Annotated in this window: 11 protein-coding genes; 7 read left to right on the top strand and 4 right to left on the bottom strand. The window is 73.4% G+C overall.

Annotated features, from left to right (window positions below; all coding sequences use genetic code 11):
* The first annotated feature begins 24 nt into the window (after window positions 1-24).
* The 7 genes from pelF to AQJ67_RS19635 all read left to right on the top strand — a co-directional run bounded on the left by pelF (window position 25) and on the right by AQJ67_RS19635 (window position 7167).
* A complete protein-coding gene (gene pelF, locus AQJ67_RS19665; RefSeq protein WP_079056048.1) occupies window positions 25-1551 on the top strand; it encodes a GT4 family glycosyltransferase PelF in 1527 nt (508 codons plus the stop codon).
* Entirely contained in the window at window positions 1548-2963 is a 1416-nt protein-coding gene (locus tag AQJ67_RS19660; protein WP_062720297.1) for a hypothetical protein, read from the top strand. The genes pelF and AQJ67_RS19660 overlap by 4 nt, the downstream gene beginning before the upstream one ends.
* A gap of 95 nt (window positions 2964-3058) precedes the next feature.
* Window positions 3059-4060 (top strand): GDP-mannose 4,6-dehydratase, encoded by a 1002-nt coding sequence (locus tag AQJ67_RS19655; RefSeq protein WP_062720296.1) that lies wholly within the window; start codon window positions 3059-3061, stop codon window positions 4058-4060.
* A 31-nt stretch (window positions 4061-4091) separates the two neighbouring features.
* On the top strand, window positions 4092-4805 hold the full coding sequence (locus AQJ67_RS19650; protein ID WP_062720295.1) for a nucleotidyltransferase family protein: 714 nt from the start codon (window positions 4092-4094) through the stop codon (window positions 4803-4805).
* Window positions 4806-4811: 6 nt separating this feature from the next.
* Window positions 4812-5729, top strand: coding sequence for an NAD-dependent epimerase/dehydratase family protein (locus AQJ67_RS19645; RefSeq protein WP_062720294.1), 918 nt, complete (start codon window positions 4812-4814; stop codon window positions 5727-5729).
* Window positions 5726-6388 carry a spherulation-specific family 4 protein gene (locus AQJ67_RS19640; RefSeq protein WP_062720293.1) on the top strand — a complete coding sequence of 221 codons (663 nt, stop codon included), beginning with the start codon at window positions 5726-5728 and terminating at the stop codon, window positions 6386-6388. Before AQJ67_RS19645 ends, AQJ67_RS19640 begins: the two co-directional genes overlap by 4 nt.
* Window positions 6385-7167 (top strand): endo alpha-1,4 polygalactosaminidase, encoded by a 783-nt coding sequence (locus AQJ67_RS19635; protein WP_062720292.1) that lies wholly within the window; start codon window positions 6385-6387, stop codon window positions 7165-7167. The genes AQJ67_RS19640 and AQJ67_RS19635 overlap by 4 nt, the downstream gene beginning before the upstream one ends.
* Before the next feature lie 13 nt (window positions 7168-7180).
* Here AQJ67_RS19635 and AQJ67_RS19630 read toward each other — a convergent pair whose 3' ends face one another.
* From AQJ67_RS19630 to AQJ67_RS19615, 4 genes are all read right to left on the bottom strand, one after another.
* Entirely contained in the window at window positions 7181-7984 is an 804-nt protein-coding gene (locus AQJ67_RS19630) for a MerR family transcriptional regulator (protein WP_062720291.1), read from the bottom strand.
* Window positions 7977-8513 carry a VOC family protein gene (locus AQJ67_RS19625; protein ID WP_062720290.1) on the bottom strand — a complete coding sequence of 179 codons (537 nt, stop codon included), beginning with the start codon at window positions 8511-8513 and terminating at the stop codon, window positions 7977-7979. Before AQJ67_RS19625 ends, AQJ67_RS19630 begins: the two co-directional genes overlap by 8 nt.
* 56 nt (window positions 8514-8569) lie before the next feature.
* Window positions 8570-11233 carry a non-ribosomal peptide synthetase gene (locus tag AQJ67_RS19620; RefSeq protein ID WP_208615004.1) on the bottom strand — a complete coding sequence of 888 codons (2664 nt, stop codon included), beginning with the start codon at window positions 11231-11233 and terminating at the stop codon, window positions 8570-8572.
* A 74-nt stretch (window positions 11234-11307) separates the two neighbouring features.
* Window positions 11308-12132 carry an SDR family oxidoreductase gene (locus AQJ67_RS19615; RefSeq protein WP_062720289.1) on the bottom strand — a complete coding sequence of 275 codons (825 nt, stop codon included), beginning with the start codon at window positions 12130-12132 and terminating at the stop codon, window positions 11308-11310.
* Window positions 12133-12138 lie beyond the last annotated feature (6 nt).

Genomic DNA, 12138 nt, shown 5'->3' with positions numbered 1-12138 from the left:
ACACCTCGGCCGTGGAGCACATCCATGCACGTTCACCACGGCGCGCGACACGACGACACCGCGCGCGTCACCCTGCTCACCGAAGGCACCTACCCGCACAGCCATGGCGGTGTGAGCGTCTGGTGCGACCAGCTCGTCACCGGCATGCCCGACATCGAGTTCGACGTCATCGCCGTCACCGGCACCGGACGGGAGCCGATCGTGTGGGACCTGCCCGACCATGTCCGCGGCGTCGTGTCCGTCCCCATGTGGGGCGCCGCACCCGAGGGCCGCGCGCCCCGCGGCCGGACCCGCAGGCGGCTCGCCGACGCCTACGAGCGGTTCCTGACCGCGCTCGTCGACCCCGGCGCCGAGAACGGCTTCGCACCCGCGCTGCACACCCTGGCGCGGGCCGCGGGAAGCGGCGAACTCAGCGCGTTCCTCCGGGGCGACACGACGATCAGCATCCTGACCGCCGTATGGACGCGTCCCGGGCTGGCCGTGCGCGAGGCGCGGCCCACCCTGCACGACGCGCTCACCGCCACCGCCCTGCTCGAACACGCGCTGCGCCCACTGGCCGCGCCACCACCGCGGCACGGCGTCGCACACGCCGTCAGCGGAGGCGTCGCCGTCCTGCCGGGGCTGGCCGCACGCGAGCGGCACGGAGTTCCGCTGCTGCTCACCGAGCACGGCGTCTACCTGCGCGAGCGCTACCTCGGCTATCGCACCGCGCCCTACCGCTGGCCGGTGAAGGCGGTGATCCTGGGCTTCTTCCGGCTGCTGGCGGAGGAGAGCTACCGCCAGGCGGCACTGATCACCCCGGGCAACCGCTACAACCGCCTGTGGGAGGAGCAGGGCGGCGCCGACCCCGAGTCGATCCGCACCGTCTACAACGGCGTCGACCCCGCCGCCTTCCCGCCGGCCGGACCGGAGCCGGAGACGCTCACCCTGAGCTGGGCCGGGAGGGTCGACCCGATCAAGGACCTGGAGACCCTGATCCGCGCCTTCGCCCTCGTACGGGACCGACTGCCGGAGGTACGCCTGCGGTTGTTCGGCGGCACACCCCGGGGCGGCGAGGCGTACCGGGAACGCTGCGAGGCCCTCGCCGCCGAACTGGGACACGGCGACGCGGTGACCTTCGAAGGCCGCGTCGACGACATCAAGGACGCCTACGCCGCCGGGAACGTGGTGATGCTGTCCAGCATCAGCGAGGGCTTCCCGTTCACGCTGATCGAGGCCATGTCGTGCGGCCGGGCGACCGTCTCCACCGACGTCGGCGGCGTCCGCGAGGCCGTCGGCGACACCGGGCTTGTCGTGCCGCCGCGCGACCCGGCCGCGATGGCCGCCGCCGCGCTGGAGCTCCTCGGCGATCCCGTCCGGCGCCGGGCGATGGGCGAGGCCGCCCGGCTGCGGGTCATCGAACAGTTCACCCTGCGCCAGACCATCGACACCTTCCGCGCCATCTACCACGAACTGGCCGCAGGGAAGGCGGAGTTGCCCGCCAGAGTCGTGCTGCCCACACCGGCGGTCACCGGCCCGGCGGTCACCGGTACAGGGAGTCTGACCGGATGAGCGGTCCGATATCCCTCGAACCCGGCGACGCGGGACAGGACACCCTCGCGCTGCGGCTGGCCGAACCCCGCCCGCCGCGCCGCCGCCCGCGCTGGGCCCTGGACGACGCCACGCTCGCGATCCGGCTGCCCCGGCACGGTCCCGACGAGGAGGCGGTCAGCACACTCGCCGCCGAACTCGCCGACGCCATCGGACCCGCCGTCCATCCCTACGAGGTGGCGGCCCTGCTGGAGGCCGAGGGCCTGTCCGCCACGGTGATCAAGGAGCGGTACGGCCACCCGAACCTCTTCTCCCTGGCGACGGCCCTGTACGAGCGGGTGCCCCGGACGTTCCCCGAGCCGCCCCGCGCGGCCGACCCGTGGCGACCCGACACCCTGCGCTGCCTCCTGCGCGGCGTGCTGTTCGCGCTGCCGGCCCTTGCCTACCTGCTCACCGCGCCCCTGTGGGCCGTCGACGGGCACGCCCCCGTGCTGATCGTGGCGGGCATCGCCTCCTGGGCGTGGGGGCAGGCACTGGGCCACCGCGCGCATCTGCGCCTGGTCACCGGACGCCGGGAGGCATCCGGCACGCTGCTGACCGGGTCCCTCGTGGGCGCCGCCGCGGCCACGGCACTCGCGGCGCTCCCCGGGGCCGGGGCACTGGCTCTCACGGTGGCGGCCGCCCAGTCGCTGTACCTGGCCGGCGCGAGCGTCCTGCTGGTCCTGGCCCGGGAGCGGCTGCTGCTGGCCGCGCTCAGCCCGCTGATCGTGGGCGCCGCGGTGCTGCCGTGGGGGGAGCCCGGACCGGAACTGCGGGTCGGACTGCCGCTGTTGGCGCTGCTGGCCACGCTGGGGGCCGCCGGCCGGGTCCTGTGGGCGGGGCGCGCCGGCCCGGCCGCCTCCGACGCCGTACGGCCGGCGCTTCGCGCGTCCCTGCCGTACGGACTGTTCGGGCTCGCCGCCGCCGTGCTCGTCATGCTGGAGGGCCGACGGCAGCCGTACGCGGTGATCGCCCTGACGCTCAGCATGGGCCCGGCCGAGTGGCTGCTGTACCGCTACCGCGGCTGGTCGGTCGCCGCGCTGCGGGTGAGCGCGACTCCCGCCGGATTCCTGCTGCGTTCGACCGCCGTCCTCGGCCTGTGCCTGACCGGCTATCTGTCCCTGCTGCTGCCCGCGGCCCTGCTCACTGGCTCCGACCCGGCCACCCTGCTCCTGCTCGCGGCCGCCCTGTGGACCGCCCTGCTGCTTCAGGCGTTCGGGGTGGCCTGGCCGCCGGCCGCGCTCTGCCTGGCCGCCGCCGGCCCGGCCGGGGCGGTGCTCCTCCTGGGCCTGCCGCCAGGCCCGGTCGTACTGCCCTGGGCCTGCGGCGTGACCGCCGTCTGTCTCGCGGCCTGCGCGATACGCCTGCTCGGCCGGCCCTCCCCGCACTCCTGACCACGCGAACGAACCGCACGACCCCATCGGACCGCAGACCCGCGCCCGTCCGCGCCGGGTCCCCCGTCCGACGACCACGACGAAAGGACCAAGAGTTGACCTCCGCACCGCTCGCCGCCGTCACCGGAGCCGAGGGCTTCATCGGCTCGCACCTCACCGAGGCGCTGGTCGCCTCCGGCCACCGCGTCAGGGCCATGGCCCAGTACAACTCCTTCTCCTCCTACGGCTGGCTGGAGACACTGCCCGCCGACGTCCTGGACCAGGTGGAGATCGTCCTCGGGGACGTGCGCGACCCCGGCTCGGTCCGCGGCCTGCTCGACGGCGCCGACTGCGCCTACCACCTGGCCGCGCTCATCGCGATCCCGTACTCCTACCAGGCCCCGCACAGCTACGTGGACACCAACGTCACCGGCACGCTCAACGTGCTGGAGGCGGTGCGCGCGCTCGGGACCCCGCGGCTGGTGCACACCTCGACCAGCGAGACGTACGGCACCGCGCGGACCGTGCCGATCACCGAGGACCACCCCATCAACACCCAGTCGCCGTACGCCGCTTCGAAGGCCGGCGGTGACCGGCTCGCCGACAGCTACCACGCCAGCTTCGGCACCCCCGTGGTGACGCTGCGGCCGTTCAACACCTTCGGCCCCCGGCAGTCGATGCGCGCCGTCATCCCCACCGTCATCGGCCAGGTGGCGGCCGGACAGCGCACCATCACCCTCGGCGACCTGCGGCCCACCCGGGACTTCACCTTCGTCGAGGACACCGCGCAGGCCTTCCTCGCGGTCGGCACGGCGGACGCCGAACGGGTCGTCGGCCGCACCTTCAACGCCGGGACCGGCGGGGAGATCTCCGTCGGCGACCTGGTCGCGCTGATCGGCAAGGTGATGGACGCCCCGCTCGACGTCCAGGAGGACTCCGCGCGGCTGCGGCCCGCGGCCTCCGAGGTGATGCGGCTCGTCGCCGACGCCACCCGGCTGACCACGGCGACCGGCTGGCGGCCCGGCAGCACCCTGGAGGAAGGCCTCGCACGGACCGCGCGGTGGTTCACCGATCCGGCCAACCTGGCCCGCTACAAGACCGGCATCTACAACATCTGACCCGACCGGCACGTATCGCAGGAGGTACGCCATGCACGCAGTGATCCTGGCCGGTGGAAAGGGCGTCCGGCTACGGCCGTACACCACCGCGCTGCCCAAGCCGCTCGTCCCCATCGGCGACCAGCACGCGATCCTGGAGATCGTGCTGCGCCAGCTGTCCACCGCGGGTTTCACCCACTGCACCATCGCCATCGGCCACCTGGGCGAGATCATCCGCGCCTACGTGGGCGACGGCACCCAGTGGGGCCTGAAAGTCGACTACGCCACCGAGGAGAGCCCGCTCGGCACCATGGGCCCGCTGCTCACCCTGCGCGACCGGCTGCCCGAACACTTCCTCGTCATGAACGGCGACGTCCTCACCGACCTCGACTACGCCGACGTCCTGCGCACCCACCAGGCGTCGGGCACACCTCTGACCATCGCCACATACGCCCGCAAGGTCCACATCGACTTCGGCGTGCTGACCACCGACGCCAGCCGCGTGGTCGCCTTCACCGAGAAGCCCAGCATCGACTACCGCGTGTCCATGGGCGTCTACGGCGTCTCCCGGACCACCCTCGACGACTACACACCGGGGCTGCCGCTGGGCTTCGACGAACTGGTGATGGACCTGCTCGCCGCCGAACGCCCGCCGCACGCCTACGAGTTCGACGGTTACTGGCTCGACATCGGCCGCCCCGACGACTACGACCGGGCCAACGCCGAGTTCACCAGCCGCAAGTCGCTGCTGCTCAAGGGGGCCTGAGCGGCCATGCGCATCCTCGTACTCGGCGCCACCGGCTACCTGGGCACGCACATCGCCGAGCACCTGCGCGCCCAGCCGGACGCGCGGGTCCTCGTCGCCGGCCGCTCGCCCGCCGCCGACGTCACCGTGGACCTGGCCGCCGATCAACCGCGGGACCTTGCGGCGGCGCTCGCCGAGGCCGCGCCCGACGCCGTCGTCAACTGCGCGGGCGCGACCGGCGGCGACGCCGTCACCCTCGCGGAGGTGAACGCCCGCGGCCCCGCCGTGCTGTGCGCGGCCCTGCGGGAGGCGGCGCCCGGGGCCCGCCTGGTCCATCTGGGCTCGGCCGCCGAGTACGGGCCCACCGAACCCGGCGTACGGGTGACGGAGTCGGCGCCGACCCGGCCGGCCGGCCCGTACGGCGCGACCAAGCTGGCGGGCACGGCGGCGGTGACCGCGTCCGGGCTGGACGCGGTGGTGCTGCGGGTGGGGAACCCGGTCGGCCCGGGCGCCCCGCCCACCGGGCTGCCCGGCCGGGTCGCGCGCCTGCTCGCCGACGCCGGCGACGACCCGGACGCGGAGCTGCGGCTCGGCGACCTGTCCGCGCACCGTGACTTCGTGGACGCGCGCGACCTGGCGTGGGCTGTCCAACTGGCGGTCGCGGCAGCCGCACCGCTGCCGCCCGTGCTGAACATCGGCGGCGGCGACGCCCGCCCGGTCCGCAACCTGATCCGCGCCCTCGCGGACGCGGCCCGCTTCCAGGGCCGGATCGTCGAGGCGGCGGGGGCAGCCGGATCCGCCCGGTCCGCCCAAGTGGCCTGGCAGTGCTCGGACATCACCGCCGCGCGGGACGCCCTCGGCTGGACGCCGACGCGCACCCTTGACGCGTCGGTGGCGGATCTGTGGGCGGCCGCCCGCCCGGTCGAGGGGGTACGGGCGCGGTGAGCCTGCTGATCCCGCTGTACGTGCATCCGGCCGAGGACCCCGGTGCCTGGCACCGACTCATCACCTGTGCCGCCCGCACCTACGCCGTCGTACTGAACCCGGCGAACGGCCCCGGCGACGCCCCGGACCAGGCGTTCGCCACGGCCGCCAGGGCACTGCGCACAGCGGGAGCCCGTGTGCTGGGTTACGTCGATACGGACTACGGCGCCCGTGACCCCGCACATGTCACCGAGGATCTGCGCCGGCACCGGGAGTGGTACGCCGTCGACGGCTGCTTCCTGGACCAGGTGCCGGCGGCACCGCACGGACTGCCCGACTGCCGTCGCCTGGTCCGCGCCGCGCGCAGGCTCGGCGCCGCCACGGTCGTTCTCAACCCCGGCGTCCACCCCGCGCCCGGCTACGCCCGGCTCGCTGACCTGACAGTCACCTTTGAAGGCCCCTGGTCGCGATACGTGTCGGACTTCAGCCGCCCCACCTGGACCGAGCGGCTGCCCGCCGAGCGGCTGTGCCACCTGGTCTACGGCGTACCGGAACCGCTCGTGCCGCTCGCCCTGCGAACGGCGGGGGAACGGGGTGCGGGAGTGTGCGGACCGGTCACGGGCGACCTGCCCAACCCCTGGTCGCAGCTGACGCCCGCACTGGCGGAGGCGGACCGGTGAGGCGGTTGGCCTCGGCCGTCGTAGCCACCCTGCTGACCCTGACCACCCTGGCCGCCTGCTCCGACGAGCCCGCCCCCGACACGCGGTGGCAGCCGCGCCCCGGGCTGGCGTGGCAGTGGCAGCTCGACGGCAAGGTCGACCCGTCCGTCGACGTACCCGTCTACGACATCGACGGATTCGAGAACACCGCCGACGACGTGGCACGCCTGCACCGCGACGGCCGCAAGGTGATCTGCTACGTCAACGTCGGCGCCTGGGAGGACTTCCGCCCCGACCGACGTGCCTTCCCCCGCTCCGTCCTCGGCAAGCCCAACGGCTGGCACGGCGAACGCTGGCTGGACATCCGCCGGCTCGCGCTCCTGCGGCCCCTGATGGAACGCCGGTTCGACATGTGCCGGGACAAGGGCTTCGACGCGGTGGAACCGGACCTGGTCGAGGGCTACGGCAACGACACCGGCTTCCCGCTCACGGCACGCGACCAGCTCCGCTACAACCGCATGATCGCCGCCATCGCCCACGAGCGCGGCCTCGCCGTCGGCCTGAAGAACGACCTGGCCCAGATCCCGCACCTGCTCGACGACTTCGACTTCGCGGTCAACGAGGAGTGCGCCCAGTACGACGAGTGCGCGCTGCTCGAACCGTTCATCTCGGCGGGCAAGGCCGTCTTCCACGTGGAGTACGCGCAGCCCACGGCCCGGTTCTGCCCGACGGCCCGCAAGCTGCGACTGTCGTCGATGCGGAAGAACCCGGAACTGGACACCTGGCGCAGACCGTGCTGAGGAACAGCGCCCGTCACTGCCAGGTCGCGGTGTCCGGGTCGATGCCGTGGGCGCGCGCACTGGCGTCGACGATCCGACGGAACCAGGCGGCGAGGCCGGGGCGAATGCCGTCGTAGTGGGCGGCGAAACCCCGATCGGCCTCGTACATCCGGCCGAGACAGACCTGCATCCGCCGGGTGAGAGGAAAGTACGAGGCGAACACCTCGCGGTGCCGCTCGACGAGTTGACCGGCTTCCGGGCTACCCGGTGCGACACCGGAGTCCATCGCGTCCCCGAGGGCGCGGTCGAGGGCGGCCACGGCGTCGGCGACGGCCTGCCATTCCTCCGGGCCGCGAGCGGCCGAGAGTTCGGCGTACTGCTGCCATTGCCTGGTGTCCCCGTAGCGCTTACGGGCCTCGGCGGGAGAGCCCGGGTTCCACCGGGGGCCGAAGATCGCGGCCTGCTGCTCTGCGGTCAGCAGCAGGCCGCGCTCGTGGGCCTCGATCATCCGGTCCAGCCCGGCGCCGAGCCGCTGCAGGCGCTCGATCCGTTCGGCGACCTGGGTGCGCTGCGCGCGCAGCGCACCGGCCACGTCCGCGGTCGAGTCGTCCAGGATGGCCCCGATCCTGTCCAGGCCGAGGCCGATCTCACGGTAGACGACGATGCGGTGCAGGCGTTCCAGGTCACCGGCGGTGTAGAGCCGGTATCCGGCAGCCGTGCGCAGCGACGGCCGCGCCAGCCCGATCTCGTCCCAATGGTGCAGCGCGCGGACCGTCACGCCCAGACGCGCCGAGACCTGACCGACGGTCAGGCCGTCGGTGGCGGTGGCATCAGACATGATCCTCATTGTCGCCGCCCCCGGCGGCCGGCGGGGTGATCCCTACGGCCGCAAGGTCCTTGGCCTCCTGACTGGCCGGATCGAAGGGCTTCGCCGCGGTGAGGACGATCCGTGCGTTCTCGGGGGTGATCACCTCCACGTCACGGGTGGTCCAGGGGGTGTCCCGGGGGCCGTCGACCGAGCCCGGTCGCACCGCGCGACAGGCCTCGACGACGGACTCGACCTCGCTCAGCACGCACGCGAAGCTGAGGCTCAGCGCCGGGGCCTGCTCCGGGACGCTGTCCGCCTTGACGAGGAGCACGTCCTGGAACGCCCACCGGCGCAGATGCACCACCGTGCCGGGAATGGCGAACAGTTCGAAGAACCCGAGCCCCCGAGTCCAGAAGTCCACCGACGCGGCCAGGTCAGTCGTGGGAATGGTCGCGAACGCCGGCATTCCGTAGATGCCGCGGAACGGCTCCGGCGGGACCGCGTCCGGGCCGGGGGTGGGCACGGGGCTCATCTCGAACGCGTTGTAGTAGTCGCTCATGCACCTCACGATTCAGCCTCACGCAGGGTGAGGGTCAAGTCGAACGGGCGGCAACCTCAGGAACCACCTTTGGCCTCCGCCGCGGTGAGGCTCCTGACGGTCGCGCGGATCGTCGGATGCCGGTACAGCTCCCGCAGTCGCAGTGACGGCAGGCCACGTGCGCGCAGGGCGGCTCCGATGCGGACGGCGAAGAGGGAGTTGCCGCCCAGGTCGAAGAAGTCGTCGTCCACGTCGACCGGCCGGCCGAGCACCTCGCTCCAGATCGCCCGCAGTTGACCGGTGAGATCGTCGTCGGCCGCGACGGGCCCGTCTTCCCGGGCCGGCGCGGCGGGGGCGGGCAGGCGTGCCGTGTCGAGTTTGCCGTTGGCCGTGAGCGGGAGGGTGTCCAGGGCGGTGACCGTGGCGGGGAGCATGTAGTCGGGCAGGATGCCCGCGGCCCGCCGGCGGACGGCGGCGGGGTCGCAGGTGGCGAGGACCACGTAGGCGTCGATCCTCGCGGTGGCGGCGTCGGCCGGGTCGTCGCGGCGGACCACCACGGCCGCTGTCCGCACGTCCGGGTCCTCCAGCAGCACCGAGCGGATCTCGTCCAGCTCGATCCGGAAGCCGCGGATCTTGACCTGGCTGTCGATCCGGCCGAGGTGTTCCAGGCGGCCGTCCGGGCGCAGGCGCCCCAGGTCGCCGCTGCGGTACATGGTGCCGCCGGTGAAGGGGTCGGGGACGAAACGCCGGGCGGTCAGTTCCTCCTGGCCGAGGTAGCCGAGCGCGACCCCGGCGCCGCCGACGCAGATCTCGCCCGCCACTCCGGGCGGCAGCAGCCGTCCGGCCGGGTCCGTCACATACAGGTGCCAGCCGGGCAGGGCGCGCCCGACGGAGCGGCTGGCGGCGAGTGCCAGTCGGCGGGTGAGGGTCTGTTCGGTGACGTGGACCGTCGTCTCGGTGATGCCGAACATGTTCACCATCCGGCAGTTCGACTCGGGATGCCGGTCGAACCACGGCAGCAGCATGCGCGCGTCGAGCGGCTCACCGCCGAAGACCACCAGACGGACCGCGACCCGCGTGTGGTCGACGTCCAGCAACTGGGCGAAGGCCGACGGGGTCTGGCTGAGCACGGTGACCTGCTCGGCCACCAGCAGATCGCGGAAGCGGTCGGGTTCCCGCGAGACGAAGTACGGCACCACGACCAGCCGCCCGCCGGTCAGCAGACAGCCCCAGATCTCCCACACCGAGAAGTCGAAGGCGGCGGAGTGGAACCAGGTCCAGACGTCGTCGGTGCCGAAGCCGTACTCCTGGCGGGTCGCGTCGAGCAGCGCGATCACGTTCCGGTGCGGCACCTCGACGCCCTTGGGGCGGCCGGTGGAGCCGGACGTGTAGATGACGTAGGCCGCGCTGTCGGGCGTGGTCGCCGTCGGTGGAAGCGGCGTACCCGCCAACTGCGCCGCCGCGTCGAGCAGTTCGTCCGGTGACACCGGCACACAGCCCGCGACGTCCGGGAACTCCGGCAGCCGGGTGACCACCACGCGCAGTCCCGCGTCCCGTGCCGTGTGGGCGATGCGGTCCGCCGGGTAGGCCGGGTCGACGGGTACGTAGGTCGCGCCGGCCTTCAGTACGGCGAGCAGGGTGACGACGAGTTCGGCGGTGCGCTCCAGGCAGACGCCCACGCGGTCGCCGGCCGTGACGCCGCGCTCCCGCAGGCCGTGCGCCAACCGGGTCGACCGCTCGTCCACTTCGCCGTAGGTGAGACCGGCCGCGCCCTCGGTGAGGGCGATGCGCTGCGGTGTCGCCGCCGCGATCCGCGCGAACGCCTCGGGCACGGTCACCGGGGTGGTGACCAGCGGGCGGGACGGGCGGCCGAGCACTGCCACACGGTCGCGTTCGGCCTCGTCCAGCAGATCGACCTCGTCGACCGCGGTCCCGGGAGAGGTGAGGATCATGCGGTGCACCCGCACCAGGTACCGGGCGAACTGCGCGGCGATCTCGGTGGAGACATGGCCGCTGAGGTGGTCGCAGCGCAGCCGCCAGCCGTCGGCGTCCCTGAAGACCGACAGGGTGAGCGGGAACGGCGGTGCGAGGCAGGGCACGTACGCGCCGGGCAGTTCCGCCTCGTCGAAGAGCAGACCGGCGAGGGCGGGACCGTCCGCGGGGGACGGCTTCAGCTCACCGAGCGTGGCGGCCTCCGGCACCGTGTAGGTGCCGTGGTCGGTGCCGATGACCGGGGTGGTCTCGGGGTCGTGGCGGCGCAGGGTCACGGCGAGGGCGGCGAGCCAGCTTGCCTCGTCGCCGCCGTCGTCGAGGGCGAAGAGGTGCGGGAGGGCGGGACCTTCGTCAGCCAGACCCCAGGCGGGAGCTGGTGCGGGTGTGGACGCCGTGGGTGCGGGGGCGGTGGTGGCGGTCCGGCCCGCTTGCGTACCGACGGACGCACCGGCCTCCGGGGCGACGGACGCGCCGGCCGCCAGCCGTCCGAGGGCCGCCCGGTCCCACTGGTCCCGCGCGGCCACCAGGACCAGATCGCAGGAGCCGTCGGCATAGCGCAGCAGCACCCTGCGCAGTCCCTCGGCCGGGCGGGCGAGTTCGGCGGCGCGGCGGCGTTCGGCGAGCGGGTCCGTCGCCGGCACGGGCACGTCCTCGATCCACAGGCCCGAAGGGGCCGTCGGATACGGCGAGCGGTCCGAGCGGACGCGGACCGCGTGGCAGCGGGCCGCGGGGTGGAGGGGGCCTGACACGGAAGTACTCCTTGCTGGGGTGGTCCGGGGGGAGTTGTTCGGGGAGGCGGGAAGGGCGGACGCGGGGCGTGGGCTCAGCGGATGCTGAAACCGCCGTCCACGGTCAGGACCGAGCCGGTGATCTGGCGGGACTCGTCCGAGGCGAGGAAGACCACCGCGGCGGCGACGTCCTCGGGCTCGATCAGCGCGTTCATCGGCTGCGCCTCCACGAAGGTCTTCTCGTGTTCGTGCACCGGCACTTCGAGCGCTCTGGCGATCTCGGCCAGCATCCGTCCCTCGGCCTGCGCGTCGTCGCGCACCGAGCCGGGACACACCGCGTTCACCCGAACCTTGGTCGGCGCGTAGTCGAGCGCCGCCGCCTTGGTCAGTCCGACGACGGCGTGCTTGGCGGCGACGTACCCGGCGAAGTGCCGGTAGCCCACGAGGCCCGCGGTGGAGGCGACGTTGACGATGCTGCCGGTGCGCCGGGCGCTCATCGCCTTGCCGACCTCGCGGATCACCCGCCAGGCGCCGGAGAGGTCCACGTCGATCATCAGGGACCACTCGTCCTCGTCGATCTCGTGCACCGGCTTGCCCGAGGGCGCGGCGATGCCCGCGTTGTTCACGGCGACGTCGATCCGGCCGAACCGGTCCTCGGCCCGGGTCACGGCCTCCCGTACGGCCCGCAGGTCACGGATGTCGGCCTCGGCGGTGAGGACGGCCGCGCCCGCCTCCCGGCACAGCGCGGCCGTGTGCGCCAACTGACCCGGGGTGCCCAGCGGATAGGGCACACCGGGCAGGTCGGCGCAGATGTCCAGCAGGGTGAGATCGGCGCCCTCGGCGGCACAGGCGAGCGCGGTGGCCCTGCCGAGTCCGCGGGCGGCGCCGGTGACGAGGACCGACTTGCCGTGCAGACGCATCGGGAA

It is taken from the genome of Streptomyces caeruleatus, from assembly GCF_001514235.1.
Classification (GTDB): Bacteria; Actinomycetota; Actinomycetes; order Streptomycetales; family Streptomycetaceae; genus Streptomyces; species Streptomyces caeruleatus.
The sequence above is the reverse complement of the archived record's forward strand: the minus strand, read 5'-3'. Positions and strand labels throughout refer to the sequence as shown.

Excerpts from the sequence above, each read along its gene's own strand:
- pelF (WP_079056048.1), top strand. The coding sequence starts at position 25 with ATGCACGTTCACCACGGCGCGCGACACGACGACACCGCGCGCGTCACC.
- AQJ67_RS19660 (WP_062720297.1), top strand. The coding sequence starts at position 1,548 with ATGAGCGGTCCGATATCCCTCGAACCCGGCGACGCGGGACAGGACACC.
- AQJ67_RS19650 (WP_062720295.1), top strand. The coding sequence starts at position 4,092 with ATGCACGCAGTGATCCTGGCCGGTGGAAAGGGCGTCCGGCTACGGCCG.
- AQJ67_RS19645 (WP_062720294.1), top strand. The coding sequence starts at position 4,812 with ATGCGCATCCTCGTACTCGGCGCCACCGGCTACCTGGGCACGCACATC.
- AQJ67_RS19630 (WP_062720291.1), bottom strand. The coding sequence starts at position 7,984 with ATGTCTGATGCCACCGCCACCGACGGCCTGACCGTCGGTCAGGTCTCG.
- AQJ67_RS19625 (WP_062720290.1), bottom strand. The coding sequence starts at position 8,513 with ATGAGCGACTACTACAACGCGTTCGAGATGAGCCCCGTGCCCACCCCC.
- AQJ67_RS19615 (WP_062720289.1), bottom strand. The coding sequence starts at position 12,132 with ATGCGTCTGCACGGCAAGTCGGTCCTCGTCACCGGCGCCGCCCGCGGA.